Source organism: Mesorhizobium sp. M0522, assembly GCF_040321085.1.
Taxonomy (GTDB): domain Bacteria; phylum Pseudomonadota; class Alphaproteobacteria; order Rhizobiales; family Rhizobiaceae; genus Mesorhizobium.
Genome location: NZ_JAMYQW010000058.1, coordinates 1 through 24,683, shown reverse-complemented (window position 1 = coordinate 24,683; position 24,683 = coordinate 1). Strand labels below are relative to the sequence as shown.

Annotated in this window: 32 protein-coding genes; 5 read left to right on the top strand and 27 right to left on the bottom strand. The window is 61.9% G+C overall.

What is annotated here, in order from left to right:
• Nucleotides 1–211: 211 nt before the first annotated feature.
• The 14 genes from NKI58_RS33165 to NKI58_RS33100 all read right to left on the bottom strand — a co-directional run bounded on the left by NKI58_RS33165 (nucleotide 212) and on the right by NKI58_RS33100 (nucleotide 14,396).
• On the bottom strand, nucleotides 212–1,012 hold the full coding sequence (locus tag NKI58_RS33165; RefSeq protein ID WP_023675787.1) for a 3-methyl-2-oxobutanoate hydroxymethyltransferase: 801 nt from the start codon (nucleotides 1,010–1,012) through the stop codon (nucleotides 212–214).
• A gap of 37 nt (nucleotides 1,013–1,049) precedes the next feature.
• Nucleotides 1,050–1,364, bottom strand: a complete 315-nt coding sequence (locus tag NKI58_RS33160) for a MocE family 2Fe-2S type ferredoxin (RefSeq protein ID WP_023675786.1) — start codon at nucleotides 1,362–1,364, stop codon at nucleotides 1,050–1,052.
• 44 nt (nucleotides 1,365–1,408) lie between these two features.
• Nucleotides 1,409–2,497 (bottom strand): fatty acid desaturase family protein, encoded by a 1,089-nt coding sequence (locus NKI58_RS33155; protein ID WP_023675785.1) that lies wholly within the window; start codon nucleotides 2,495–2,497, stop codon nucleotides 1,409–1,411.
• Nucleotides 2,498–2,588: 91 nt separating this feature from the next.
• Nucleotides 2,589–3,770, bottom strand: a complete 1,182-nt coding sequence (locus NKI58_RS33150) for an aldose 1-epimerase family protein (RefSeq protein ID WP_023675784.1) — start codon at nucleotides 3,768–3,770, stop codon at nucleotides 2,589–2,591.
• Between the two features lie 34 nt (nucleotides 3,771–3,804).
• On the bottom strand, nucleotides 3,805–4,587 hold the full coding sequence (locus NKI58_RS33145) for an ATP-binding cassette domain-containing protein (protein ID WP_023675783.1): 783 nt from the start codon (nucleotides 4,585–4,587) through the stop codon (nucleotides 3,805–3,807).
• Nucleotides 4,584–5,588, bottom strand: coding sequence for an ABC transporter permease (locus tag NKI58_RS33140; protein WP_245274659.1), 1,005 nt, complete (start codon nucleotides 5,586–5,588; stop codon nucleotides 4,584–4,586). Before NKI58_RS33140 ends, NKI58_RS33145 begins: the two co-directional genes overlap by 4 nt.
• Before the next feature lie 61 nt (nucleotides 5,589–5,649).
• Nucleotides 5,650–6,591 (bottom strand): sugar ABC transporter substrate-binding protein, encoded by a 942-nt coding sequence (locus tag NKI58_RS33135; RefSeq protein WP_023675781.1) that lies wholly within the window; start codon nucleotides 6,589–6,591, stop codon nucleotides 5,650–5,652.
• 37 nt (nucleotides 6,592–6,628) lie between these two features.
• Entirely contained in the window at nucleotides 6,629–7,543 is a 915-nt protein-coding gene (locus tag NKI58_RS33130; RefSeq protein ID WP_023675780.1) for a sugar phosphate isomerase/epimerase family protein, read from the bottom strand.
• A gap of 42 nt (nucleotides 7,544–7,585) precedes the next feature.
• A complete protein-coding gene (locus NKI58_RS33125) occupies nucleotides 7,586–8,674 on the bottom strand; it encodes a Gfo/Idh/MocA family protein (RefSeq protein WP_023675779.1) in 1,089 nt (362 codons plus the stop codon).
• A 50-nt stretch (nucleotides 8,675–8,724) separates the two neighbouring features.
• A complete protein-coding gene (locus tag NKI58_RS33120; RefSeq protein ID WP_352458307.1) occupies nucleotides 8,725–9,798 on the bottom strand; it encodes an ABC transporter ATP-binding protein in 1,074 nt (357 codons plus the stop codon).
• Nucleotide 9,799: 1 nt separating this feature from the next.
• On the bottom strand, nucleotides 9,800–10,891 hold the full coding sequence (locus NKI58_RS33115) for an ABC transporter ATP-binding protein (protein ID WP_352458308.1): 1,092 nt from the start codon (nucleotides 10,889–10,891) through the stop codon (nucleotides 9,800–9,802).
• On the bottom strand, nucleotides 10,888–11,847 hold the full coding sequence (locus NKI58_RS33110; protein ID WP_352458309.1) for a carbohydrate ABC transporter permease: 960 nt from the start codon (nucleotides 11,845–11,847) through the stop codon (nucleotides 10,888–10,890). Before NKI58_RS33110 ends, NKI58_RS33115 begins: the two co-directional genes overlap by 4 nt.
• Nucleotides 11,844–12,704 (bottom strand): carbohydrate ABC transporter permease, encoded by an 861-nt coding sequence (locus NKI58_RS33105; protein WP_254820511.1) that lies wholly within the window; start codon nucleotides 12,702–12,704, stop codon nucleotides 11,844–11,846. The genes NKI58_RS33110 and NKI58_RS33105 overlap by 4 nt, the downstream gene beginning before the upstream one ends.
• Before the next feature lie 78 nt (nucleotides 12,705–12,782).
• Nucleotides 12,783–14,396, bottom strand: a complete 1,614-nt coding sequence (locus NKI58_RS33100) for an extracellular solute-binding protein (protein WP_352784656.1) — start codon at nucleotides 14,394–14,396, stop codon at nucleotides 12,783–12,785.
• Between the two features lie 372 nt (nucleotides 14,397–14,768).
• On the opposite strand from NKI58_RS33100, the gene NKI58_RS33095 reads away from it, so the two are divergent.
• Both NKI58_RS33095 and NKI58_RS33090 read left to right on the top strand, forming a co-directional pair.
• Nucleotides 14,769–15,800 carry a LacI family DNA-binding transcriptional regulator gene (locus NKI58_RS33095; RefSeq protein ID WP_352571254.1) on the top strand — a complete coding sequence of 344 codons (1,032 nt, stop codon included), beginning with the start codon at nucleotides 14,769–14,771 and terminating at the stop codon, nucleotides 15,798–15,800.
• A gap of 172 nt (nucleotides 15,801–15,972) precedes the next feature.
• Nucleotides 15,973–16,191 (top strand): SIP domain-containing protein, encoded by a 219-nt coding sequence (locus tag NKI58_RS33090; RefSeq protein WP_352458312.1) that lies wholly within the window; start codon nucleotides 15,973–15,975, stop codon nucleotides 16,189–16,191.
• Here NKI58_RS33090 and NKI58_RS33085 read toward each other — a convergent pair.
• From NKI58_RS33085 to NKI58_RS33075, 3 genes are all read right to left on the bottom strand, one after another.
• Entirely contained in the window at nucleotides 16,188–16,610 is a 423-nt protein-coding gene (locus NKI58_RS33085) for an aconitase X swivel domain-containing protein (protein ID WP_023675772.1), read from the bottom strand. The genes NKI58_RS33090 and NKI58_RS33085 overlap by 4 nt on opposite strands.
• Nucleotides 16,607–17,857, bottom strand: coding sequence for an aconitase X (locus tag NKI58_RS33080; protein ID WP_352784649.1), 1,251 nt, complete (start codon nucleotides 17,855–17,857; stop codon nucleotides 16,607–16,609). Before NKI58_RS33080 ends, NKI58_RS33085 begins: the two co-directional genes overlap by 4 nt.
• 184 nt (nucleotides 17,858–18,041) lie before the next feature.
• Entirely contained in the window at nucleotides 18,042–18,293 is a 252-nt protein-coding gene (locus NKI58_RS33075; RefSeq protein ID WP_023675770.1) for a hypothetical protein, read from the bottom strand.
• 273 nt (nucleotides 18,294–18,566) lie between these two features.
• Between NKI58_RS33075 and NKI58_RS33070 the strand changes: the two genes are divergently transcribed.
• Nucleotides 18,567–18,899, top strand: a complete 333-nt coding sequence (locus tag NKI58_RS33070; protein ID WP_023675769.1) for a hypothetical protein — start codon at nucleotides 18,567–18,569, stop codon at nucleotides 18,897–18,899.
• A gap of 211 nt (nucleotides 18,900–19,110) precedes the next feature.
• Here the strand turns inward: NKI58_RS33070 and NKI58_RS33065 are convergent, their stop codons facing one another.
• From NKI58_RS33065 to NKI58_RS33025, 9 genes are all read right to left on the bottom strand, one after another.
• On the bottom strand, nucleotides 19,111–19,437 hold the full coding sequence (locus tag NKI58_RS33065) for a hypothetical protein (RefSeq protein ID WP_352614491.1): 327 nt from the start codon (nucleotides 19,435–19,437) through the stop codon (nucleotides 19,111–19,113).
• Nucleotides 19,434–19,613, bottom strand: coding sequence for a hypothetical protein (locus tag NKI58_RS33060; RefSeq protein ID WP_352614490.1), 180 nt, complete (start codon nucleotides 19,611–19,613; stop codon nucleotides 19,434–19,436). Before NKI58_RS33060 ends, NKI58_RS33065 begins: the two co-directional genes overlap by 4 nt.
• The gene (locus NKI58_RS33055) at nucleotides 19,610–20,116 is read right to left on the bottom strand and encodes a type II toxin-antitoxin system VapC family toxin (protein WP_352638181.1); all 507 of its coding nucleotides are present in this window, start codon (nucleotides 20,114–20,116) and stop codon (nucleotides 19,610–19,612) included. The genes NKI58_RS33060 and NKI58_RS33055 overlap by 4 nt, the downstream gene beginning before the upstream one ends.
• Nucleotides 20,109–20,963, bottom strand: a complete 855-nt coding sequence (locus NKI58_RS33050) for a hypothetical protein (protein WP_352614488.1) — start codon at nucleotides 20,961–20,963, stop codon at nucleotides 20,109–20,111. The genes NKI58_RS33055 and NKI58_RS33050 overlap by 8 nt, the downstream gene beginning before the upstream one ends.
• Nucleotides 20,964–20,971: 8 nt before the next feature.
• Nucleotides 20,972–21,901, bottom strand: a complete 930-nt coding sequence (locus tag NKI58_RS33045; protein WP_352614486.1) for an IS1595 family transposase — start codon at nucleotides 21,899–21,901, stop codon at nucleotides 20,972–20,974.
• 162 nt (nucleotides 21,902–22,063) lie between these two features.
• Entirely contained in the window at nucleotides 22,064–22,297 is a 234-nt protein-coding gene (locus tag NKI58_RS33040) for a DUF2934 domain-containing protein (RefSeq protein WP_352594170.1), read from the bottom strand.
• 86 nt (nucleotides 22,298–22,383) lie between these two features.
• Nucleotides 22,384–22,596 carry a hypothetical protein gene (locus NKI58_RS33035; protein WP_352594171.1) on the bottom strand — a complete coding sequence of 71 codons (213 nt, stop codon included), beginning with the start codon at nucleotides 22,594–22,596 and terminating at the stop codon, nucleotides 22,384–22,386.
• Between the two features lie 124 nt (nucleotides 22,597–22,720).
• The gene (locus NKI58_RS33030; protein WP_023675766.1) at nucleotides 22,721–23,026 is read right to left on the bottom strand and encodes a DUF1236 domain-containing protein; all 306 of its coding nucleotides are present in this window, start codon (nucleotides 23,024–23,026) and stop codon (nucleotides 22,721–22,723) included.
• A 342-nt stretch (nucleotides 23,027–23,368) separates the two neighbouring features.
• The gene (locus NKI58_RS33025) at nucleotides 23,369–23,665 is read right to left on the bottom strand and encodes a hypothetical protein (protein ID WP_023675765.1); all 297 of its coding nucleotides are present in this window, start codon (nucleotides 23,663–23,665) and stop codon (nucleotides 23,369–23,371) included.
• A 167-nt stretch (nucleotides 23,666–23,832) separates the two neighbouring features.
• On the opposite strand from NKI58_RS33025, the gene NKI58_RS33020 reads away from it, so the two are divergent.
• The gene (locus tag NKI58_RS33020) at nucleotides 23,833–24,108 is read left to right on the top strand and encodes a hypothetical protein (RefSeq protein ID WP_023675764.1); all 276 of its coding nucleotides are present in this window, start codon (nucleotides 23,833–23,835) and stop codon (nucleotides 24,106–24,108) included.
• Between the two features lie 51 nt (nucleotides 24,109–24,159).
• Here the strand turns inward: NKI58_RS33020 and NKI58_RS33015 are convergent, their stop codons facing one another.
• Nucleotides 24,160–24,459: a hypothetical protein gene (locus tag NKI58_RS33015; protein WP_023675763.1), complete on the bottom strand. Its 300-nt coding sequence runs from the start codon at nucleotides 24,457–24,459 to the stop codon at nucleotides 24,160–24,162.
• Here NKI58_RS33015 and NKI58_RS33010 point away from each other — a divergent pair.
• A partial coding sequence (locus tag NKI58_RS33010) for a hypothetical protein (protein WP_352854373.1) occupies nucleotides 24,458–24,683 on the top strand: 226 nt, incomplete at its 3' end. The two genes, NKI58_RS33015 and NKI58_RS33010, sit on opposite strands and share 2 nt — an antisense overlap.

Sequence of the window (24,683 nt, the reverse complement as noted above, 5' to 3'; positions counted from 1 at the left end):
CCATCAAAAACTTGACGCCGGCACCGCGGTGCTCAGGTCCTCATGGCCGCCGGATACACGTCTGCGGTCTTCACCGGATGGGTACTGCCGTCCAGACCTGGTCCAACAAACTTTCGTGTGGCATCGCAGCCGGCCATGCGATGACCTGGCCCTGGCGCCGAACCGGCCTTTTACGATCCGCGATGACGCTTTGTGCCGCTGCCGGGGCGTCTTATGCGGCTTCGATCTTCTCCAGGAACAGGCTGAGCTGGTCCGGGTCCATGTGCACGACGTGCCTGTCTTCGGGATAGGCCAGGCTGTTCACATCGGCGACATATTCGGAAAAGGCGGCGATGCGTTCGGCCTGCAGGCGATCGTATTCGGCGGCGAAATTGCGATAGACCTTGGAATGCCGAGGCATGTGGCCGCGGTTCTGGCCGAGGATGTCGTCGGCGAACAGATACTGCGCGTCACAGCCGGTGCCCGCTCCCATCGACAGCATGATCAGCGACGTGCGTTCCGAAATCGCCTTGGCCACCTCGACCGGCACCACTTCGATCTCGGCGCCGATCGCGCCGGCGGCCTCCAGTTGCTTCACCGCTTCGAACACCTGCATGGCGGTGTCGGCGGTCTTGCCGACGGCCTTGAAGCCGCCGGTCCAGGTGGCGCGTGACGGGATGAGGCCGACATGGCCGATTACCGGAATGGCATCGTCGGCCATCCGCTTGATGGTGGCGTACCCGGCGCTGCAGTAGACCGCATCGGCGCTGGCCTTGTAGAGCCGGAACGCCCAGCGGACGAAATCGTCGGCGGTGCCGATCTCGAAGAAATTCTCGCCCGGCATGGTGAACAGGCTGGGTGCCGCATCGCGGTATTGCGGATTGAGCACCAGCTCCGGCGGCACCGAGACGATATCGACGCCGGCGCGTTCGGCGGCCTCGGCCTCGTCCATCGTCAGCACGCGCAGCATGGTCAACTGCCGCTTGCCCTTCATGGCCCGCAGGTCTGCGACGGTCGGTCTTTTCCGGCTCATGGATTTTGGTCCCCTTTGCTACGTGACAGAAGGCCGGTCAGGCGATCTGGATCATCACCTTGCCAGCTTCGACCTTGACTGGATAGGTCGCGAGATTGACGCAAACGGGAGCGCCCTTCGCCTGGCCGGTCTTATAATTGAAGCGGCCATTGTGCTTGGGGCATTCGATGATGTCGTCCATGACAAGCCCGTCGGCCAGATGCGCCTTCTCATGCGTACAAAACCCGTCGGTGGCGAAGAATTCATCGTCCGGCGAACGGTAAATCGCGAAGGTGCGGCCGCCATGGTCGAAGCGGATGACATCTTCCTCTTCGACATCGTCCACGGCGCACGCTTCGACCCAATCGGCCATTCTATATCTCTCCTGAAATTTTCTGCATGGCGCCGGTGCGGTGCCTATTCAGCCGCCGCCGACATGTTCACTTCGTGGAACTCGCCACGATAGGGCCTGGCCGTTGGCGGCAGTTCGCGCTTGAGGAAATGATCCTCGTATTTGAGCTGCCTGAGCAGGACAGGCCAGACCTCGCGATAGGCATGCCATATCGACGGGTTCGGCTCCGGCAGATCGTGCTTGATCAATTCATGCAGCTTGGGCAGCGCGTGATAGGGCACCATCGGAAACATGTGGTGCTCGACGTGGTAGTTCATGTTCCAGTAGATGAACCGGCTGATCGGGTTCATGTACACGGTACGGGTGTTGAGCCGGTGGTCGACGACGTTGTCGGCCAGACCGATGTGTTGCAGCAGGCCGGTCATCACCATGTGCCAGGTGCCGTAGAGGCGCGGCACGCCGATGAGCACCACCGGCACCCACGACTGCATGTAGAGGGCGAGTGCTATCGTGGCGATGTAGATGGCAATATGCCAGCGCGCCGCGATGACGGCCTTGTGCTGTTCCATCTCGGGAACGTAGCTTTTCTCGTCGGGCGTCAGCTTGCCGAGCGCCTGGCGTACCAGCGCCGGAAGCGAATAGCGAAAATCAAGGATGCCGGTGAAAGCCAGCGCCGCACGCAAAAGGTCCGGCGGGCGCATCACGGCGATCTCGGCGTCGCGGCCGACGATGATCGTGTCTGTATGGTGCCGGGCATGGCTCCAGCGCCAAGTCACCGGGTTGCGCATCAGCATGAAGCTGGCGATCTGGTAGACGACATCGTTCATCCAGCGCGTGCGGAAGGCAGTGCCATGGCCGCATTCGTGCCAGCGCGAGTCGCTGGAGGAGCCGTAGAGCACGCCGTAGACGAAGAAGAACGGCACGCACCACCAGGTGCCCCAGAAATAGATGGCGCCGGCGGCGGAGCCGAGGATGGCGACGATCCAGATGATCGTGTCGCGGATCGCCGGGCCGTCTGAGCGCTGCATCAGCTCCTTGATCGCCTTGCGAGGGACATCCGTGTGGTACCACTCCGCCGAGGCCAGTCCCGTCTCGATCGCCCTGCGCGTGCTTTCGCCGACCAGGCTGTAATCGCGCTTTACCGTGCCAGCCATTGTGACCTCCGATTCCCGATCTGCCGCGAGCCCTCCCCGCTCCGGCCGGAGCCAGCCTCCCAACTGGTGTCCCGTATCTTGTTCGCCATTATCACGACCTGCCTCCAAGAACAGGAAAACGGCCCGACGGCTGCGGGTAGTCCTCTCGCGGCTGCCTGGCGATTGCCGCGATCCGGCTCTCCGCATCGGCGATCTCGCCGGCGCCGTCGAGAACCCGGAACACGGCATCGTAGGAGCGGCTCTCGCCGTGCTCCAGCCAGATCATCTCGCCGCGTTCGCGCGCGGCCAGATTTCCCAGCACATGATGCGTCGAGGGCTCGATGCCAAGCGCGTACTGCCCGGCCTGGAAATTCTGCCATTGATAGGCGCAAGGCAACTGGTCCTTGCGCGTGACCACCTGCAAGCCGAGGCCGAGCCTGTCGTTGACCACCGCGACCGGCACTTCGCCGGCGCTGTCGGCGCCGAGCTCGTGCTGCCAGACCTGTTCCTTGAATCCCGGTTGCGGCGCCGGCACCGTGCGGTAGCCGACCTTCTGCACTTCATAGCGCTCGCCGGCATGGCCCGCCCAGACGACGTCGCGGATCGGCGCCAGGTAGCGCGATCCTTCGTCGAGCACCGGATGGCTGATATTGATGTGGTAGAAATACATATGCGGCGTACGGTTGAAACCGTGATTGACGACACGGTCCGAAAGCCGGATCTCGTTGCCGCCGACATCGGCCTCGATCCGCCGCAGCAGGTGCAGATCCTCGCCGAATACAGTCGATTGCTGAACGATGCCTTCGGCCCACAACACGCAGCGGTCGCCGTCCCAGGTCTCGCCATAGCCGGTCAGCCGCGCCGGGATGGTGCTGATGCGGCCGTGCAGCGAATGGCGCACCATCGTCTTCGGCGGGTAGTTGTAGGTATCGGCCGGTACTTCGTTCATGAACAATATATGGTCGAGGCCGCAGGTCAGCAGAAGGCCGGAAAACGACCGCGCCCACGCCAATCCCTCCTCGCCTTCATATTCGTGCAGGCCGGGATGGCGAAAACCGCTCGGCGAGTGCCAGCCGATCGCCTGGCCCCTGAAATCGCAATCGGCGATATCGAGCGCCCGGTCGACCAGCGCGGTGAAGCGCAGGCCGGAGCCGGTGCGGAATTCGAGCATGCGGATGCCGCGCTCGACGCCGTCGCCAAGCGTCATCAGCCGCACGCCGGCGAACTGCGACAGCATGCCCGAGCGTTCCGAGACCTGCCGGCGCGACAGCGTCTTGCCGTAAAGCTCTACCATGTGACGGCCAGTTCTTTCACTTTGCTCCCGTCCTTCACTTCGCTCTCGTCTCCTTGAGCAGGGCCGACATGTCGGCGCCGGTGATGATGCTTTCCACGGTCAGCAGATCGGTGCCGGCGACCGTCTGCTCGGCGACGATCTCGCCGCGGCGCATAACGATGATGCGGTCGGCGACCTGGAAGACGTGATGGATGTTGTGGGTGATCAAAAGCACCGAGTGGCCGGCGTCGCGCACTTCCTTGACGAAGCGCAGCACGCCGTGCGTTTCCTCGACGCCGAGATTGTTGGTCGGCTCGTCGAGGATGATGACCTTGGCGGCGAACTGCATGGCGCGGGAGATGGCGATCGACTGACGCTCGCCGCCTGACAGCGTGCTAACCAGCGCATCGGCGTCGAGTTTCTTCGAGATGCCGACGCGCTTCAATAGAGCCGACGCAGCATCGCGCAATCGAGCGAGATCGAGCGGCGCGAACACGCCAAGCCATTTGAGATTGACCGGCTCGCGGCCAAGGAAAAGATTGCGCGCGATGCTGAGATCGGGAGCCAGCGAGGTGTCCTGGTGGATGGTCTCGATGCCGAGATCCATCGCGTCGCGCGTCGAGCGGATGGAGACCTTCTGGCCGCGCACATAGATGTCGCCGCGATCGACGGGAAAGACCCCGGAGATCGCCTTGATTAATGTCGATTTGCCGGCGCCGTTGTCGCCGAGCAAGGCCACCACTTCGCCCTCGTTGAGCGTGAAGGAGGCGCTCTTCAGGGCGCGGACGCTGCCGAAGGATTTTTGCAAATTCTGCAGCCGAAGCACTTCCATGATCAGCTCCTGGCGGCGTTCTTCTGCAGCAAAGCGTGCAGGATGAGCATGGCAAGGATGATGACGCCGACGAAGATGTTATAGGCGAGCCCGGGCACGCCGATCAGCACGATGCCGTTGCGGATGCTGCGCAGCATCAGCGCGCCGACGATGGTGCCTAGGATGGTGCCGCGCCCACCGGTCAGCGCAGTGCCGCCGACCACCACCATGGCGATCACTTCGAGCTCGTAGCCGGTGCCGGCCACCGGCGAGGCGGCAGAGATGCGGAAGGCGCTGATCATGCCGGCGAGACCGGCCAGCACCGAGGTCAGGATGAACAGCCAGATCTTGACCGCATCGGCCGGCACGCCGCGCGCCACGGCAGCGTTACGGTTCGAGCCGATAGCGCTGATCCAGTTGCCGAGCTTGGCGTAGTGCAGCACATAGATCGCCAGTAGCGACAGGCCGATGAACCACCAAAGCGAGGTATAGAAACGGAACGTTCCGATATTGAAGCTGCCGGCCAGCAGCGTCACGAAGAAGCCTGGCTGGTTCCAGGATTTCAGCGGAAAGCCTTGGGTGATGTAAAGCGCTGCCCCACGCACGACGAGCAACATCGACAGTGTCACCAGGAAGGACGAGATCCCGATCTTGGTGACGATCAGGCCGTTGATCGCACCGATCGCTATGCAGAGCAGCAGGCCGGCCAACAGCGCGACGCCAATATCAAACCCGCCGTTCTGCACCAGCAGCATGACGACGACCGGCGCCAGCCCGAACACGGCACCGACCGAAAGGTCGAACTCGCCCGCCGTCAGAAGCAGCGTCATGCCGAGCGCGATGATGCCGAGCTCGGGCAGGAACGCCATCATGTTGGAGATGTTGAGCGGCGACAGGAAATTCGCGTCGGCGATCGCGAACACCGCCAGCAGGACGATCAGGATGACGAGCGAAGAGAACTGCGGCGAGCGCATCAGGCTCGACCTGCGTTTGGCACGCGGCATTTCCTCTTCTGCGGCAATTGTCATGACAGTTCGAACCATACGCCAGGGTGACGCTCGCCGCCTGCGCGGCGAGCGTCAGTTTCAATCATTTGTTGTAGAGTTTCAGGATCGGTTCGACGCTCGAGGCGTCGTAGAGGCTGAACGTGTGAATGTCGTAGCCGATCGGTTCGCCCGCGGCGGCGAGACCGAGCAGCGCCACCGGCATGAAGCCCTGCGCCGATGGGAACTGCCAGGCAGCCGCGTTGATGAAGCCGGACTTGACTGACTCGGCGGTTTCCTTCGAATTGCCCCAGCCGACGACCGGAATCTTGCCGGCCGGCACGCCGGCGCCGTCGAACACCCGCTTGACGCTGGCCGCGACGGAATCGCCGAGCGCGATGATTGCCGGCGGATTGTTGGCAACCATGTAGTCGGTCATCTTGGCGATGATGCCGGCCGGATCGGTGCCGCAATCGACCACGTCATATTTGATGCCGAGCGGATCGAAGACGCTGGCAATGCCTTCGGTCTCGAGCTGCTGGTAGCTGGCGCCCGGCACTTCGACCGGCAGGAACACTTTGTCGCCCTGCTTCACCATCTTGTGGTCGACCAGATATTTCGCCCAGATGACACCGGCTTCCTTAAGGTCGGCGCCGACATAGGCCTGCCGGCCGGTTGCCGGATCGTCGGTATTGAAGAACACGATCGGGATGCCGGCCGCCTTGGCTGCCTTGACCTCCTCGGTCCACAGGCCGGGCTGCGCCGAGGTCGTGGCGATGCCGTCCGGTTTGGCGGCGAGTGCCGAGTTGAAGGCTTCCTTCTGCGCCGCCATGTCGCCGCCGCTGAACGAGATCTTGCAGGTCACCTTGAGCTGGTCGCAGGCCTTGGTGGCGCCGGCATTCCAGTCGATCCAGAAGGCATCCGACGGGCCGCCATGCGACAGCAGGTAGAACGTCTTCTGGGCGTCCTGCGCCAGCGCCGGCGTACCCAGCGCAACACCGGCGAGAACCGTCGCCGCGGCAGCGATTTTCAACGCGAATTTCAACATTTCTCTTCCTCCCTTGTTTCGTAGCCGAACCGCGCCATCACAGTCCGTTGGCGCGGAATTTTCCGTCGAGGAATTTCTTGGCACGGGGCACGTCGTCTTCCGAAAGATGCTCGATGATGACCGGGATGTTCGGATGCTTTTCGGCCAGCCGCTTGAGATAGAGGTCGTAATTCAGCGAACCGAGGCCGGGCGCCGGCAGCTCGATCTCGCCGACGCCGCGGAAGGTGTGGCTCTCCAGCGCGTCCTCGTCGCCGATGTCTGCGTGCTTTTCCGACTTGTCGCCGCCGGAACGCTTGACGTCCTTGGCGTGGGCAATCTTGATCTTGTCGGTCAATGTGTCGAACACCTGGTTCAGGATCTGGTCCATCCTGTCGATGTTGTGCGTTTCGAAATAGTTGGTCGGGTCCATCAGCAGGCCGAGGCCTGGGTGGTCGATCTGCGCGAACATCCTCACCGTCTCTTCGACCGAACCGACGACATTGTTGACATAGGTTTCGAGCAGGAAGACTGCGCCGTGGTCATAGGCGGTCTGGGCAAGGTCGGCGATGACCTTGCGGCATTCCTCAAAACCTTCCTCGGTCTTGTTCTTCGGGTGATGCACCCAGTCGGACTCGGTGTTGTAGGTACCGGTTTCCGAGATCACGTAAGGGGTGCCGAAATGGCGTGCGTTGCGGATGATCTCCTTCAAATAGCCGACGCGCCGCTCGCGCTCGCCCAGGTCCGGATGGATGATGTTGGTGTAGCCCGACACACAGCAGATCGGCAGATTGTGGTCGCGGAACGTATCGCGGACAGTCTTGGCCTTGTCCTTGGTGATCTGTCCGGCGGAAAGGTCGATATCCCTGAAATGCAGGTCGAGCTGCACGGTGTTGAAATCGAGCGCACGGATCTTCTGCGCGGTTTCCTTGAGGCCATACGGGAAATAACCCGTGAAAATACCTGCCTGCATCATGGTGTGAAGTCCTCCCTGTAAGTGATTCAGTCGTCCGGTGTTTCAGTTGATCGAGATTTCGGAAAGCTTGACGGTCCGGCCCTTGTCGATGGAGCGGTAGCCGGCTTCGACCAGCGCCATGGTCTTGACGTTGTCGGCGACGGACAGCGCCGGCGGCTCGCCCGTCTTGACCGCGTGCTGGAGCTGCTCCATGACGCCGATGAAGGCATGCGGGAACCACATCGTGTCCCAGCTGGGCGTCACCCATTCACCACCGGTGGTCTCGGTCGAGGCATAGGTCAGCGTCGAGGCAGAACCTGTCGGCCAGCCGATGGTGCCCTTGGCGACGCCCTTGGTGCCGTCGACGCGCCAGTTGATGTGCTGGTCGTCCTTGTAGCCCTCCTGGCGCGGACCGGACCAGACATCCTCAAGCGATACGGCGAGCACGCCCGACGGGAACTTTATCGTCGACACGGTGATGCCGTCCGAATGATCGAAGCGGGTGCGCGGATCCTTGCGGGTCAGGGTGGTGATCTCCAAGGGATCGCCGAACAGGAAGCGCAATACGTCGAGATGGTGGACGCTCATATTGGCGAGCGTCAGCCGGTCATAGTCCTCGAGGAAGCTCTGCCAGTGCGGGATCGCATGCATGTCGATCTGGGCGAAAACGATGTCGCCGAGCGCGCCGCTGTCGATGATCTGCTTCAAGACGCGCATCGACTGGTCGTAACGCATGTTCTGGTTGACCGAGAGGATCTTGCCTGCCTTGGCCGCTTCGTCGCGAAGTTTGACGGCCTCTTCAAGGGACAGCGCCAATGGCTTCTGCGCCAGGATCGCCTTGATATGTGCCTGCTTCAGAGCATGACGGATCAGTGCCGGCTGCTTGTCCGGCGGAAAGGCAAGGTCGATGATCTCGACGTTCTTGTCCTCGATGAGCTGTTCCGGCGTGTCGTGGACGGTTGGGATATCCCAGCGTTTGGCGACTTTCTCGGCGCTGGCCTTGGTCCGCGAGGCAATCGCCACCACCGGGAAACCGGCTTCCTTGTAGGCGGCAAGGTGACATTCGGCCATGATCATGCCGGCGCCGACGCAGCCGATCCTGTATTCCCTGGTGCGGACTTTAACGTCCGGCTCGAAGCCGTTGCCCACCATTTCTTGGCTTGCCATATGTTCCTCCCGAAGCTCGTTCCTTGCAGCCGCCGTCATCGTGCCAAGGCTCCCCCGCTCTGTCCGAAATAATGCACCCTGCCCGGCTCGCAGGATATCACTACCATCGCGTCCGGCCTGATGTCCGGCTGGCCGCGTAACAGCGCCCGCAGACGCGTCTTTCCGGCGGCGAGCGTCACAACGGTGTAGCCGCCGAGCGGCTCGACCTCGAACACTCGCGCCGGGCGGCCCGCGCCCCCCTCCGGCATTCCACCCGACCAAGACCTGACCTTGATGTCTTCCGGCCTGAGCCCGATCTCGACGGCATCGGCCGGCGCAGCCTTGTCCGCGACGCGGATCGTGCCTTCCGCCGCCTCCACGCCTTCCGCGCCGTGCACCGACTTCAATATATTCATCATCGGCGACCCGAGCAGCCGCGCCACATAGGTGCTGGCCGGCCGGTCATAGATCTCGGCCGGCGCGCCGATCTGCCTGATCTTGCCGTTCTCCAGAATGGCCATTCGGTCGGCGACCGACATCGCTTCTTCCTGGTCGTGCGTGACATAGATCAGCGTCTTGCCGAGCTCGCGCTGGATGCGCTTGAGCTCGACCCGCGTCTCCTCGCGCAGCCGGGCGTCGAGCGCCGAAATCGGGTCGTCCATCAGATAGGCGGCGGGATCCCGCACCAGCGCGCGGGCAATCGCCACGCGCTGCCGCTCACCTCCGGAAAGCTGTGCCGGCGGCTTGTGCAGGATATGGCCGATATGCAGCTTGGCCGCGACATCGGCGACGCGCTTTTCGATCTCGGCTTCGGCGACCCGGCGTTCGACCAGCGGAAAGCGGATGTTGTCGCGCGCGCTCATATGCGGAAACAGCGCCAAATTCTGGAACACCATGGCGACGTTGCGCTCGGCCGGCGACACCGTGTTGACCGGCTTTCCGCCGATCAGGATCTCGCCCGCGTCCGGGGTTTCCAGCCCGAGCACCAGGCGCAGTATCGTCGACTTGCCCGACAGCGGCGGCCCGAAGAAGCAGAAGAACTCGTTGTCGTTCACCGCGAACGACGCATCGTCGACGGCCAGCGTGCCGCCATAGCGTTTTGTCACATTACGGAAAACGATGTCGGCCATCTCAACCTGCTCTCAATGCAAGACCGGAGGCGGCGTCGAAGACGCGCACCGCCTCCGCCGCAGGCGCGACGACGGCTGTCTGCCCGATCGCCAGCCCGACATCATTGTCGAACACCGCCTTCACCGCAGTCTCGCCGTCGCCAAGGTGGATGATGGTGCGCGCACCGATCCGCTCGACGAAACTCACCGGCATGGACAGGCCACGGCCACCTTCAGCCAGCGTCACCTGCTCCGGTCGAAAGCCATAAAACACCTCGCCGCGCATCCTGCGTACGGCATCTGCGATCTCGACCGGCAGCGGCGGTGTCACGCCGAGCGGGCCGAGATCGATGACCAGACCTCGGTCGCTTTCCGCCGGCCTGCCCTTGAGCAGGTTCATGCCCGGCGCGCCGATGAAGCGGGCGACGAAGACATTGGCCGGGTTGTTGTAGACCTCGAGCGGCGTGCCGACCTGCTGCAGCACGCCGTGGTCCATCACCGCGATGCGGTCGGCCATGGTCATTGCTTCGAGCTGATCGTGGGTGACGTAGACCATGGTCTGCCGGAACTGCCGCTGCAACTGCTTCAGTTCGGTCCGCATCACTGCCCGGAAGGCGGCGTCGACATTGGAAAGCGGCTCGTCGAGCAGGAAGATCGCCGGCTCCATGATCGCCGAACGGCCGATCGCCACCCGCTGCAATATGTTGACCGACAGTCTGTCCGCCTTGCGGTCGAGCAGCGGCGTCAGTTGCAGCATCTCGGCAATGGCGTCGACACGGCGGCCGATCTCGGCCTTTGGTGCGCCGCGCATTTTCGGCCCGTAGGCGAGGTTCTGCCGCACGCTCATATGAGTGAAGATCGCATAGTTCTGGAAGACGAAGCCGACGCCGCGCCGCCCCATCGGCACGCCGGCCATGTCGCGCTCGCCAAACAGGATCTTGCCGCTGGTCGGCCCTTCCATGCCGGCGATCATGTTCATCGTCGTCGACTTGCCGCAGCCGGACGGCCCGAGCAGCGCCATGAACTCGCCGTCAGCAATGGCCAGGTCCATCGTCTTCAGCGCGGTGAAGTCGCCGAATTTCTTGACCAGGTTCTGCAGGTGGATGGTGCTCATGCCGCCACCTCGCGTACCCGGGCCATGCGTTTCATGGCAAACACCGCAGCGATGGACAGCACGATCAATATGGCCAGCGCGATTGCCGCCACATAGCCCCAGATCAGGTCCTGGGTGGTGAGCTTGTAGATGTAGACTGAGATGGTTTCGGTAGCGACGCCGGGACCGCCGCCGGTCATGATGTAAAGCGTGTCGAATATCTTGAAGTTCTCGATCACCCTGATCGCCAGCGCGATGATGATGATCGTCTTCATCTTCGGCAGCACGATGGTGACGAAGCGCTGCCACGGGTTGGCGCCGAGCAGCGTCGCCGCCTTGATCTGGTCGTCGGGCACGCCGACCAGGCCGGCAAGCAGGATCAGGAACATCAGCGGCGTCCACTGCCAGATGTCGGCGACCATGACGGCGATGAGCGCCAGCGTCGGGTCCGACAGCCAGGCGATGGTGACGGGAAAGCCTGAGATCGCCGACAGGATGTCGTTGACCGGGCCGCCTGACTGAAACAGCATGAAGAACATGTAGCCGGCTACCGCCGGCACCACCATCATCGGCATCAAGAGGATCGAGTAGAAGATCCGCTTGCCGGGGAACTCGTCGGCAAACAGTGTCGCGAGCGCCAAGCCGAGCAGGAACTCCGCCGGCACGCAGACGATCATGACGATGGCCGTGCGCTTCAGCGCACTCCAGAAGCGCGCATCGGCGGCAAGGTCGGTGTAGTTGGCGAAACTGTTCCACATCGACCAGGCGTTCCACCAGCCGGTGCCCGACAGCGGCGACCAGTCGGTCAGGCTGATGTAGAGCTGCATCAGGAGCGGGAAGACGGCGATGAACAGCACCAGGATCTGCGCCGGCAGCGTCAGCCGGAAGCCGAGCTTTGCGCCCTCGTCCGGCAGCACCGACGCCGCTTTGGAGGCTTGCATGTCGCCCTCCGAAATCGTCGCAGTCACCGCGCTCATTGCTTGAGCGCCCCGAAGGTCAGTCCGCGCACCAGATGGCGCTGGATGGCGATGCCCATGATGACAGGCGGCACTGCCGCTATCAGGCCGAGGGCTGCCTTGGCGCCGTAGAGCTGTCCGGTCATCGATGAGGACAGCGAGGCCATGTAGACGGGGACCGTCACCCATTCGCGCGTCGTCAGAAGCAATGCAATCAGATAGTCCGACCAGTTGAGGATGAAGACGAACAGCGCAGCACTGGCCAGCGGCGCGCGCATCATCGGCAGCGTGATGCGGGTGAAGACGCGCCACCGCGAGCAGCCCTCGACCAGCGCCGCTTCCTCGATCTCGCGCGGCATGTCGTCGAAGAAGGTCTTCATCAGCCAGAAGGCGAAAGGCAGCGTGACGATGCCGTAGATCAACGACAGCCCCCACCAGCTGTCGGTGAAATTGAGGAAGGCCCACATGATCATCACCGGGGTCATGACCGCCATTGGCGGAAACAGGCGAAGCTGAATCAGCGCCAGCGGCAGGTTCTGGCCCGAGCCGAAGCGCGACAGACCGTAGGCCGCCGCGGTGCCCGCCGACATGGCGATTGCCGTGCCGAATGTGGCCGACAGCAGCGATGACAGGATCGGCTTCAAAGCTGTGCGGTCGAGCGCGACGATCAGATTGTTGGTCGATTCACCGAAGACGAAGCGGAAATTGCTGAGTGTCGGGTTCTTCGGCCACCAGGTCAGGTCGGCGCCGGTCGCCGACCATTCGGCGATCGGCTTGAACGCCATCGACACCATCCACAGGATCGGCACCAGCGTCACCGCCATCGCCGCAAGGATCGCGGCATAGCGGAATATCTCGAAAGGAACTGAACGCTTCATCTTGCGGCTTTGCTGGGTCCTTCGTTGCCGAGGGGAAGAGCGACCGCTCCTCCCCTTCTTGGTAAGATCCTGCGACGATCAGGCGATCGGATCGAGGACGGTCGGCCAGGCCTCCTTGTTGGTCTTGATGGCTTCGAGAAGCTTCTCCTCGCCGGTGCGGCGGGCAATCTTCTTCCACTCGGCCTCGGTGTCGGCCATCGCCTGCTCGGCTGTCTTGGCCTTGGTCAGCGCGGCGACGAGGTTCTCGTCCAGCGCGTTGTGGAAGGCGGTGGCGCCGGGATAGTTGATGGTGGGCACGGTGCGGGCGACCGTCTCTCGCACCACGTCCATGTGGTAGGCGTGATAGGTCTGGCGAACCAGCGGATCCGAGAAATCCGATAGCCGGAACGGATCGAAGTAGCCGCCCGGATTGGCAGTCATCCAGGCGTAGATGCGGCTTGAGCCCAGCCACTGCAGGAACAGGTAGCAGGCCTCCGGATTCTTGGCTTGCGAGGACACCGACGCCGACAGATTGAGCCACAGCACCGACCGGCTGACCAGCTTGCCGTCGATTTCGCGGCCGGGCGGCAGCATCGAGCCGATCTTGCCGGTGACAGCTGAATCCTTGTTGCCGGCATTGTCGAGGAATTTCGGCAGATTGGAGAAGGCGCAGGTCATGGCCGCACCGCCCTTGGCGAAATTGCCGTACTGCTCCGGCCAGCCCCAGGAGATCGCGTCCGGCGAATGGTGCGAAAGCGAAGCGATGTACTCGCTGGTCGCCGCGATACCTTGCTCAGAATTGATCAGCGGCTTGCCGGTATCGTCGAACAAGAACTGATTGGGCGAAGCCATTGAGACATAACGCTGATACCAGTTGGTGTAGCCCCAGCCCTGGTTGCGCAGATCGGTCGAGCCGAACAGGCCCTTGTCCGGGCGCTGGAAGAAGGCCGCGATCTCGCCATGCTGCTTCCAGGTCTTCGGCGCCGCCAGTTCATAGCCGTATTTGTCGGAGAAGGCCTTCTTCTCGTTTGCGTCGCCGAACAGATCGGTACGGTAGACCCATGTCTGGAAGTCGCCATCCAGCGACACGCCGTAGGTCGAGCCGCGATACTGGTTGAGCAGCGAGACGCCCTTGGCGCCGTCGACATAGCCGCGCTCGGGATCGTCCCATTCCGGCTTGTATTGCGCGACGAAGTCGTCGAGCTTGAGGATGCCGCCGGTTTCGGCGAGGTCGCCAAGGCGGTTCCATTCGACCGCGTAGATGTCATATGCCCCACCCTTGGTGGAGATGTCCTGCATCGTCTTGGTGAATTCCTGGCCGTTTGGCACACCGACGATTTCCAACGGAATGCCGGTTTCCTTCTCCCAGAGATCCTTGATCGACGGCGCGCCGGCCGGAAACGGCTGGGTCAACTGGCCGATCGAGCCGTCGGACAGGCCAAGTACGATCTTGGCCGGCGCCTTGCCGGCGCCCTTCATCGCCTTGGCCGCCTCGATGGCGCGGCCCTCGGGCGTGTCGGCGCCATACTGGTAGCGCTCCGAGCCGTCGAAGCCCGTCGGGCCACCGATCATGCCGGGCGCCAGGGCATCGGCCGCATAGGCACGGCTTGGGCGAATGAATTTCGGTGCAATACCTGCGGCGGCAACAAGGACTGCCGCCTTTCCACCGGACGCCAGCAAACGGCGCCGCGACACGCGGATCAAATTCGACATTGGAACTCCTCCCTCAGGGCCTTGTTCCTCCACGGCCCTTATGATGGATATTGACGGCACTATACGAAGGCTGTCAACATCATAAATAATCAATACACCTCATAACATCTCATGGGAGGGGAAGAATGGCGTTTGTAAAGGCTCTCATACTGAAGCCGGTGCTTGAATTTGAGGGAGCCCGGCTGCCCACCTCCCCGCTTTGGTCTGCTTGGGCATTTTGGTGTAGCGCGGCGGCTTGCGCATCGGCCAAGGCCGGTTACATCATTTCCCATCAGAATCGCGGACGGCGATGAAGCCGCTCTCCGACGGTGGACCCATGAAATGCGTGATCTCGATGCGCCCCTGGCGCGTTTTGGAATGAGGTGATCGACAGTGCGGTCCACCCTGACAGACATAGCCCGGGAGGCCGGCGTTTCGGCCGCCACGGTCGACCGTGTGCTCAACAACCGCGCCGGGGTTCGGGCGCGCACCCGCGAGGTCGTGCTCGAAACGGCACAGCGGCTTGGCTATATCGCTGAAAATTCGAACAATCCGAACCAGCGCAACGCGGTTACTGGCGAGGTCATACGGCTGGATTTCGCCCTGCCCGCCGGCACCAATTCCTTCATCAAGATGCTGCACCGCCAGATCGAGGCGCAGGCGCAGGCGCGGCCGGACCTCGACGTCCGCGTCGCTACCATCGAAGGCTTCAATCCGGACCGGCTTGCGCGTCTGCTGCAGGAACTGCACGGGCAGACGCAAGGCGTCGGTGTGATCGCGCTCGACCATCCGACGGTCCGCGAGGCGATCCGCTCGCTTTCGGCCAGCGGCGTCAGGGTCGTCACCATCGCTTCCGACATCCTGCATGTGCCGCGGGTTGCCTATATCGGCATCGACAACCGCGCCGCCGGCCGGCTCGCCGGCTACCTTCTCAACCGCTTCATGGGTGCCGGGCGTCCGGGCAAGGTCGCGCTGTTCGCCGGTTCGCTCTCCTACCGCGGCCACGAGGAGCGCGAGATGGGCTTCCGCCACATACTGGCGGAAGAATCGCCCAATCTGCAGATCGTCGAGATGCGCGAGATGCTCGACGACCGGGAGAAGGCCTATTCGGAGGCCTCCGCCCTGCTGGACCGGCACCCGGACCTAGCCGCCATCTACAATGTCGGCGCCGGCAACACCGGCATCGCCCGCGCGCTAAGGGAACGCGGGCGTGCACTGTCAACGGTCTTTCTCGGCCATGAGGTAACGGAGGGCACCAAGGAGCTCTTGCTCGACGGCACGCTCGACGCGGTCATCGACCAGAACCCGCGCGTCGAAGCCCGCGAAGCGCTCAACACCTTGACCCATGCGGTCAGGGGCTTGCCTTACGAACTGCACCAGCCACGGCTGCAAGTGATCTTCAGGGAAAGCATCCCGGAGATCTGAAAGAAGGGCCGAAGCCGATCATAGATGCGCCGCCCAATACGAACAGCGCCTTCGTCTCCGCCGCCGGCGACGACCGTCTCGGCGGCCAGTGCCTTGAACCCGCAAGACGGCGCAAGGACAGACACGCCATCGGCAGCATAACCGTCATGCTGCCCGATCGAAACCAGCGCATGTGCCCGCGCCCGCTATCACTGCCGACCATGCCATTTCGCTCCTGTGGGTAAGGTTGCTCGCATGGCCGACCGGTTCGGCATTCGGCTGGTTCGCGGCCGAAGCGGCAGCCGCCACGACGGTGCGCGAACACTGGCGCGGCACGCTGGCGCTCGGCCGCAACGAAACACTGGCGGCAGCCTACTGGCGGCGGGGCGCGGCGGGACTGATGGCCGGCTAGAGCTTGCTCACCATCGCTTGCGCATCTTCGCCCAGACCGATTGCGATCCGGTCGCCGGAGACAATGCCTGACATGTCGCAGACAACCAGCGGCATGCTGATTTCGTAGAGGAATTCGGCAACGATGGCGCCGACGGCAAGGATCGGGTCCGGCCGCTCCAGGATAATGCCGGCCGGCGCCGTGCCTCTGCGGATCGCTTCGGCTAGAACCGAAGACGAGGACGACGACCCTCGCCCGCTCGGCATCACCAGGATCTTGCCGGCGATATTGCCGCCCAGGTCCGGATGCGAATGGTCGATGATGTCGCCCGTTTCGACGTCGATCCCGCCCCAGAAGCTGAGCGCCTGCGAAAGCACCAGCGCTGGGCCTTGTGCCGAGCCGGAAAGGTGGAATGTACCGGTTCTGGCCGGCGTCTTCATGGCGCGCCTCGCACGACGCGGCCGGCCGCAGCCGAGCGGACGCAGTCTTCCATGTCACCGAAGGCCACCGAGACACCGATATTGCCAGGTGCGTAATGCGCCCATTTGCCCGAATTGGTCATCACCACGCCATCGAGACGCTCGAGGATCGACGTGACATAGGTGCAGGTGTCGGTGACCGGAACGAGGCCGAAGGCTTCCATGCCGGCCAGTGCGCCTTCGTCCTGCAGCCGCGTCAGCGTCGCGCGCCCTGTGTTGACATAGATTGGGACACCCTTGCCTGGACCGACTTCGCGCAGCAGCGGCAACAGGCGCATCCACTCTTCATGGGAGAAATGCGGCGTGCCTAACGACACGGCTGCAAGCTGCACGCCGTCGGGGACGCTCGACAGCCTGGCCAGCGCATGGTGGATGTCAGCGCGAGAGATCCGGATTTTTTCCTCCGGCGCCAGGCCGTGCAACGCCTCATCCGGCGTCTTCGCCTCCGGCGTGATGCCGACGGCATGAAACAGCGCCACGGCACCCGTCGTTGCCGCCGCCGCCCCCAGCGCCTTCAATTGGTCCTCGTCGCGCGGCTGCGGCAGGCCCGATATGACAGGGATGCGGTCGCGAGCCCTTTGCCCGATGATCAGCCCGACGCCGACAAACAGAGCGTCGCTTGGCTCGAAAGCAGCGTCAGTCAGCTCGAACAGGACCTGGCCTCGTCGATTTTCACTCAGATGCAGCCCCCATGCCGGCGCGCGCCCGGTCATTGCGCAGCACAAATCGATAAAATCGCCATAGCGGTTGGTCCGCGCCCCGATCACCGAATTGGCAAAGACGATGGCGTTGGACTCACCCCAGGCGATCTGCTCGCCGAACCTTGGCCGGAACCGGGTCTGATAGGGTGCGCAGGTGAAGGTCGCCTGGCAGCCGAGTTCCAGATGCGCCTTCATCAGGCGTCGCGCCGGCGTTTCTTGCGACACCGGCATCTTCACCAATCCGGGATGGATGAGGTCGAACGAACCGACGTTCAGCGTCGTCGGCACCCGAACGCGGCCGCCGCCCTCGATCAGCATTTCGACGAAATCGAGGCTGGCCTGGCCGTGATAAAGGCAGCCGTCGATATGGGCACCGGCAATGTCCAGCAATTTGCGCGCGGCGACCGCCTTCGCGAAAGCGACCAGGATCTTCATGGCGGCAGCCGCTGCCGAGCCTTGCTCGCCATGCAGCATCGACTGGTCGCCGGCCGTCAATTCCAGCGTCATCGGCAAATTCCCGAGCCCACACTATGCCGATCGAGCACTCCCTGATTGCGGAGCGTCTGGCAAGACAGAGCTTTGGATCTCTTCTACTTCGCGGCGATCAGCGGACCAGACGTTCACAGCTCATCGCGAAGCAAGAGAGTCGCGAAGCACGGTCGCAGAGCGGGCGATCGCCGCGGAAACGACGCTATTCCTTCTGGGGCACCCCGTCGACTGCCCCGTCGCCATCTGCAGAATGCGGCAGGATGCCGAAGTCGCGCGACTTGGTCCCATGCGCCGCCGTCAGGAAACCATCGGCTGTGAGGCCTCGCCTCAAAAGTTCCCGTACCGCGGCCGACCGGCTCGGCATGCGCTTGTCGAAGCGCCAGTTCTCCAACGCCGCCAGTTCATCGGCGGTCAGCATGATCTGCAATCGTTCCGGGCGTTCCAGTTCGGACATCTCGGCCTCCAGTCATACCAGGCTAAAACTAGCTGAGTTAGCATGTTCCTAATTCTTCGTAGAGTTAGGTATGTTGGCAGAGTACGTCAAGATCTCCAGATGCGTGATCCGTGCAGAAATCCAATGAAGCGGATCAAGCATCAACCGCACAATCGACAAAATACACTAACTATTTGATACTAAATGATTTTTCAAGATTTTCGCTTGTCAATCGCCGACTCTGGGCGCATGGTGAAAGCGAGGGATAAACCGCTCCTGAAGGGAAGGTTTTCCATGCGCTACGGATTTTCGGTTCGCCTGCACGAAGACGTCAGTTCCCGAGTTCGGGCTACATTGCGGTCCGGGATTGCCATCAATCTGACTGCTGTCGCCGAAGCCGCGCGACTGCAGAACCTCGCCGAGAATGTTGCGCGCGAAGACATCGAATGGCTCGTCATGCAAGCAGCCCAGCTCTACGGGGCGGCTATCGAGTTCGACGGCTTCGCGGAAACCGATCTGGCGGAGTTTGCGTGCCCTCAGCTGATGCAAAGAAGCCCCGCCGTGGGCTGGGACGCCTTGGAAGACGGAGCGTCCGCTTCGCCGGATCCTGGCCGTCAAACACACTGAGGCGCGTGCTCGTGTGAGCCCCGCCCTGCTGCCGCCACGTGCAAGGCGGTAAGTAGCCCGCCATTGGGATGGCGGGCTTGGCGCCGACGAATCTCGCGCCTGAATATGAGCTCTGCACTGGCAGGCACGAGGAATGGCTGTTGCCATTGCCTGGGCAGGGCAGTTCCGCCGTGACCGGACCGATCCGGACAAGGCGGGGCGATTATGTACTTTACAAACAGGGAGGTCTGAAGACGCGGGTAGCCCCCTCTTCGGGGTCGATCACCAACACAACGTTTTCTGGGTTTTGCCAAGGCAGCGACATCACGTAGGCCGCAAAGTCGTCTTCGGAGAAATGGTTGAAGCCGCCGCCAGCTACAAACATTTGCGGATGCTTGCTGCCGCCAAAGCTAGCCTCGACGCTGTTAAGTTGTTGGAAGGGGCCGGCGCGCTCCGCTAGCCACTCCTGTATGCGCTCGAAAAGAACGGGCTGACCGTTCGGGCTCGAACAATCTTCAGCAATAGATGTACAAAGCACCACACCGCTGACGACGCTCATCGTGCCTTCTTGCCCTTCGGCTTTTGCTTGTGGTCAGCCGGGGTACGCGCCAGCTTGCCCATTAGGGCATCGGCATCGGATTTCCCTTCGTCCGCTTCAATCTCGCGCGCCTTCTCTATGAACGCGCGCGACTGTGTTGCGTCATCCCGCTTTGCGGACTTGTGCTTCGCGGTCATTGGGCGCCCTCAAATATATCGTGCTGCGGCTTAGGTGGCTTAGGCGTTGGTTTTGGAGGGCAGATTTTCAGCGGCTTGCCATCAGCGCGGTTCACCTTACCGTCCAGCTTGAGCAAATCGGCGCCATCGAACGTGTGCATCTCATCGACGTTCAAGGCCAGCGCCGTTGCCAAATGGATGCCATCGGAGGGCTTCTTGCATTCGGTGTGATGTCTCATAAGCCTTCGACAGGCGACACCAATCTTTTCGTCAACGACGACCGCGCGAATCCATCTTTGCCGCAGCAACAATTCGATTTGCTTATCGCCATCCTCAGAAAGCGGCTTGCCGGCGTCCTCGCACTTCGCCTTGAAGACCTCCGCAAAGGTGAAGAATGGCGTGTAGATCAGTACGTCGCCGGCTTCGGCTTCCTTCCACACTGCGGCACAATTATTCAGCTTGCCCGGCTCCTGGTTTATGAGGCCGAGAAACGTACAGGAATCCCAATACACTCTTTTAGCCAAGCCGCCCTTCGTGCAATTGCTCTAAATATTCGTGAGGGTCCATCCCCGCCGTAAAATCAGGATCAAGTATCGCTTCCAAATTCACAAGAGGGGCAAACTCAATTTCCCGCACTTCGACCGCGTCTATGGTCTGCAATTTTCCGCCGGCGATGTAGTTGAGCCGCCCATGTACCCCAAGGGTTTTTCCCTTCCAAATATCGCTCATGGAATGCTCGTCACCGAACCTTTCGATTAGGTCTCTGGAAAGAGTGCACCAGATGAAGCCATACATTTCGTTTTTGATCTGGATAGCCTCTCTATTGCGATAGCGACCAGCCGCAAGCATCACGCCTTCAATCTCGCCGAACGACTGTCGCGGCACTAGATCTTGCTCGAAATCCATCACGTTGAAAGCATCAAGCGTGTTGATACCGGCTTTCGCCTGATCGGGCGTGATCGAGATCACGTCACCGTCTTCAAAATCAATATAAGTCTCACCGATGCCGTTTAGATTTCTGGCGAAGATGCCTTTGGCAACAGCGAAGGTATCGTGCGTCATCCATTCCGGAGGAGTGCCGCGCGTCATGAGGCTCCGAAGACCTTGCGAGACTTCGGCTTTGACGCGCTTAGCCATGGCCGACACATTGACCGAAGGATTGGACGCTTGCGCAACGGCAACGACAGTAAACGGGCTATTGGTGCTGGCTTTCTCCAGCCTCCACTCAAAACGCGAGTGCGGGTCGCCCATCGACTGCTGAGCGGCCTCAAATAGCTTCATGTGGTCGAGAACCTGCTGCATGGCGTCGGTGACGCTCAGCAACTTTTCGTCGGAGACGGTGGGGTGCACCGTTATGACGACACGGTCCATTTTCTCGCCTATTCCGCCCCGACGCCCGATGAGTCCCGGTACTTCAGTCGTTTTCCAACGATGCCAGCCATAGCCCTTACCGTCCGGTTGTTGTCATCGACGCCAAGCGCGATGCGGTTGCTGTAGCGAAAGTCGAATTCAGCAAGATAGCGGTGCAAGTGCTGCTCACCGCAATGCTGATAGATGCCCTTCATGCCACGCTTGAAGATCGAATAGTAGCCTTCCACGGTATTCGTATGCACGTCACCGCGAACATACTCGTCTTTGGAGTGCGTGACAAAATCGTGAGAGGCGAAATCCTGACCGGCGCGGCGATAGATGCCGGACTCGTCAGTCATGAGCGCGCTTTCCCGCGCGATGTTGGCGCGAACGATCGGCATGACATTGCCCATGCGAGCGGTATCGACATGGAAGGAACGAGCGCGACCGCCACGTTCGACCAGCGTAACGACAGAATTCTTGTGAGCGCCGCCGCCACGCTTCACCGGAGCGCCTTTCAGGCGGCCGATGTAGGTTTCGTCAACTTCGACCTGTTTGCCATCGCCGCCCATTGGGGACAGCACCCCGTCACGCATAGCCTCACGCAAGCGATGGAACATGAACCACGCGGTCTTGTACTGGACCTGCAAAGTCCGATGCAGTTGGTGAGCGCTGATACCCTTCTTGCTGGACGCAAGAAGGTGCGCCGCTTGCCACCACTTGTGCAGCGGCACATGGCTTGATTCGAACACCGTTCCGACCTTCACGGTGAATTGCTTCTTGCACTCCAAGCAGCGGCGAAGGCCGGTGCGAGCGGTTGGGCCAGAGACTCGGGTAATGCGCGCCTGTTCGCAGTTGCCGCACTTCGGGCAAATCGGACCTTCGGGCCAAACAATCGCTTCCAGCCGCTCAAAAGCAGCTTCTTCGTTGTGGAAATGTGGCTCGGAAAGGACGCTCATAACCCGGATTCCTACTGTGGATTCAAGGTATCAGGCATCGCCGTGTTTGTAAAGTACATAATCGCCCAAGGCGGCCGGGCCTATACCATGAACGTAGCCTATAATGGATCTGAATTCTGCCGTTTGGACGCGTTCAATCCAAGTCTGCCTAAATCCGCTCGTTCACGCTTTGCGTGGTCGCGCCTTGGGTTTGCTTCCGTCCTTGGTGACGGGCGCCGGCTTAGGCTGGCGTGCTTTCGGCTTCGGCCGGCTGGCGGTCTTCTCTTTCGCGGCGATTTCCGTGTCGATTTCTGTGGTAGCCTGATCCCAATGCTGCTGATGCGCCCCATCGGGCCTGCCTGCCTGTTCCCAGATCGCGTGTGCCCGCTGGCGAATCCGTTCCTGCCTGTCCGTCACTGATACCTCCGTCGGCTCGGTTCATGCGTAAGCAACGCTGTTCTAGCTGAAATTTCGACCCGCGTCTTGAGGCGCAGGCAACACCGTCATTGAGCCTCTCTGTCACACAGGACAGCGACGCCAAGGAGCGCCGCCTTCTTGATGATCAGCCCTTCAAGGTCGGCGTCCGAGCGCTCGGTTCCGGTGCGTTCGCGCAACAGTGCTATCGCCGCCTTCATCGACAGCAGGCCATCGCCTCGTTCAGCAAGCAGTTTGTCGACGGCGGCGGCCACGTTGACCGGCTCGACATGCGGCAGCATGGGAATGGCTCCTTTCCTTGTTTCGAGACGACAGCGGCTCCATCCCGATCGCGCGGGATGGAGCTCTGATTTGGTTATTAGACCGTGACCTTTCCAAACCCGGTTCGCGGTTTGGCAACGCCGATCACTCGATGACCTGCACTATCTTGCGGGTGCCTGGGTCGACGAGCACGGTGCGATTGCCGACGACGACGTATCTGTACCGCACGTCTGGAACATCGATCGGTTGCAGCTCGACCGTATCGGGCAACGTGGAACCGATATTGAGCTCCACCCCCAGAAGACTGATCGACGCAAGCGGGTGCTTGTGGACGTATTCGCGGATGACCGTCTGCTGTTCGGGCGTGACAATCACCTGGTCCGCGGTGGCCACGCCGACGCCGGCAAGCAACGCCAATCCCGCCGCAGCAGGAACAAGGTGGATTTTCATCGTCTACTCCTGTTGTTACGGGCCTCGCCCTTACAATTGCGACGCGGCATTCCGGTCGAAGCGGCGAACCCTCTAGGCAAACGCCCACGCCACCTTGTTGTTCCGTAAGTGGCGGCTAATCGAACACCGGTGAAGTGCCCGCGCGATGCGGCGAATGGACTGCGAATGAACTGCGGTGGCCCGCGTCGCAAGACGCGGGCCGATCGGTTTCCCGATCAGCAGCGATACCGGAGGGGGGTGATATCTACTGCGTCTGAAATAACATTTAGGACAAGCTAATGTTCCTAAGCGAGTGCAACAAACCTGCCGGCGCAAGCGGCGCGAAGTTGCCGCTCGTCGCTGCTACTGCTTTGGCGGCTGTGGCGGCACCTCGCCGGGCTTGATCACCGGGGTCTTGCCCTCATCCGGCGGTGGCGCCGCCATGCCCTGATCGCCCGTTGGCGGGGGCTTCAGCACCCCACCGCATGGCTCGAGCGTATCGGACAAATTGTTGCCGGCCGGCTTCTGCTGCTCGCTGTTCTTGTCGGGCAGCTCGACTTTGCAGCGGTCGGATTGCGCCTGTTCGCCCGGCTGCGCGGCCGCCGGCACCGCCAGCAGCAGCGCACCTAGCATATACGGCAAGAAAATGAGCGGTCTCATGTCGAGCTCCTTTCGCGCCAGTATCTTCTGAATGTGAAGGCGGGCAGGCGCGATTGGTTCCGTCGTGCGGCAATGCGCCCGGACCGCAGCGGCCCGGAACCGGCCGCCAGACTTATGAGTTCAACCACTGAGCCAATTCAGGGCCCCTGACATTATGGAGAACCGCGATGAAACCGCGCAGGAAAGAACGAACCGACGACGAGACGGAGAGCCCGACGATCCAGCAGCAGGACTGGGACGCCATCCGGAGCGGGAGAATCCTCCCTGACGGCGTGCCGCAAAACGGCGATATTCGCTACGACGTCGAGAAAAGCGGCGAACTGCCGGAGGAGGACGACGATAACGCTTACCAGGAAAGCGACGAGGCCTTGCCGGACGACACCGATGAACGCGTCATTTCGCGCGATCTCCAACGGGAAGGTGGTCCTTTCGACGAGGAATGAGCCACCGCCTTCCGCATTCTGCATCGGCGGTCGGATGAAAAACCCTTGCTTTCAGTCCGGGAGGTCGAAGACCGGATCCTGGCAGCGATAGACCGGACATTGACCGTCACGCGTCTTGATATAAGCGGCGCGCGGCACCTGCGGCCAGTCGCATTCATTGCCGAATTGGCGGACGTATCGGTCGTAGGTGTTCTGGCCGGTGGTCAGCACCACCGAGCGATGCCTCTGGATCAGAAGCTGTGTCTGTTCGCACGTCATCGCGCGGCTGTCCGGCCGGGCGTGGGCCGTCGCGGCAAACAGAAGCGCCCCGGCCGTCAGGACTGCCGCTTGTGTCAGGACCTTGGCAAGCATGACACCATCTCCCATGCCTAACGCGCATCTTGGTCGGGCAGCGCCGGATCGAGCCGCCCTGTCGCGAAAGAAAGATCGTACAGAATGCGAGGGAAAATGCAAAAAGCCCGCCGCACCATTAGGGGCGGGCGGGTGCAAAAGCAAGGCACAATTTAAGTGGAATATAAACAAAGACAAGGCCACCGAACCTGAACAAATGAATGATGACGGCGTGTGGGGGTTAA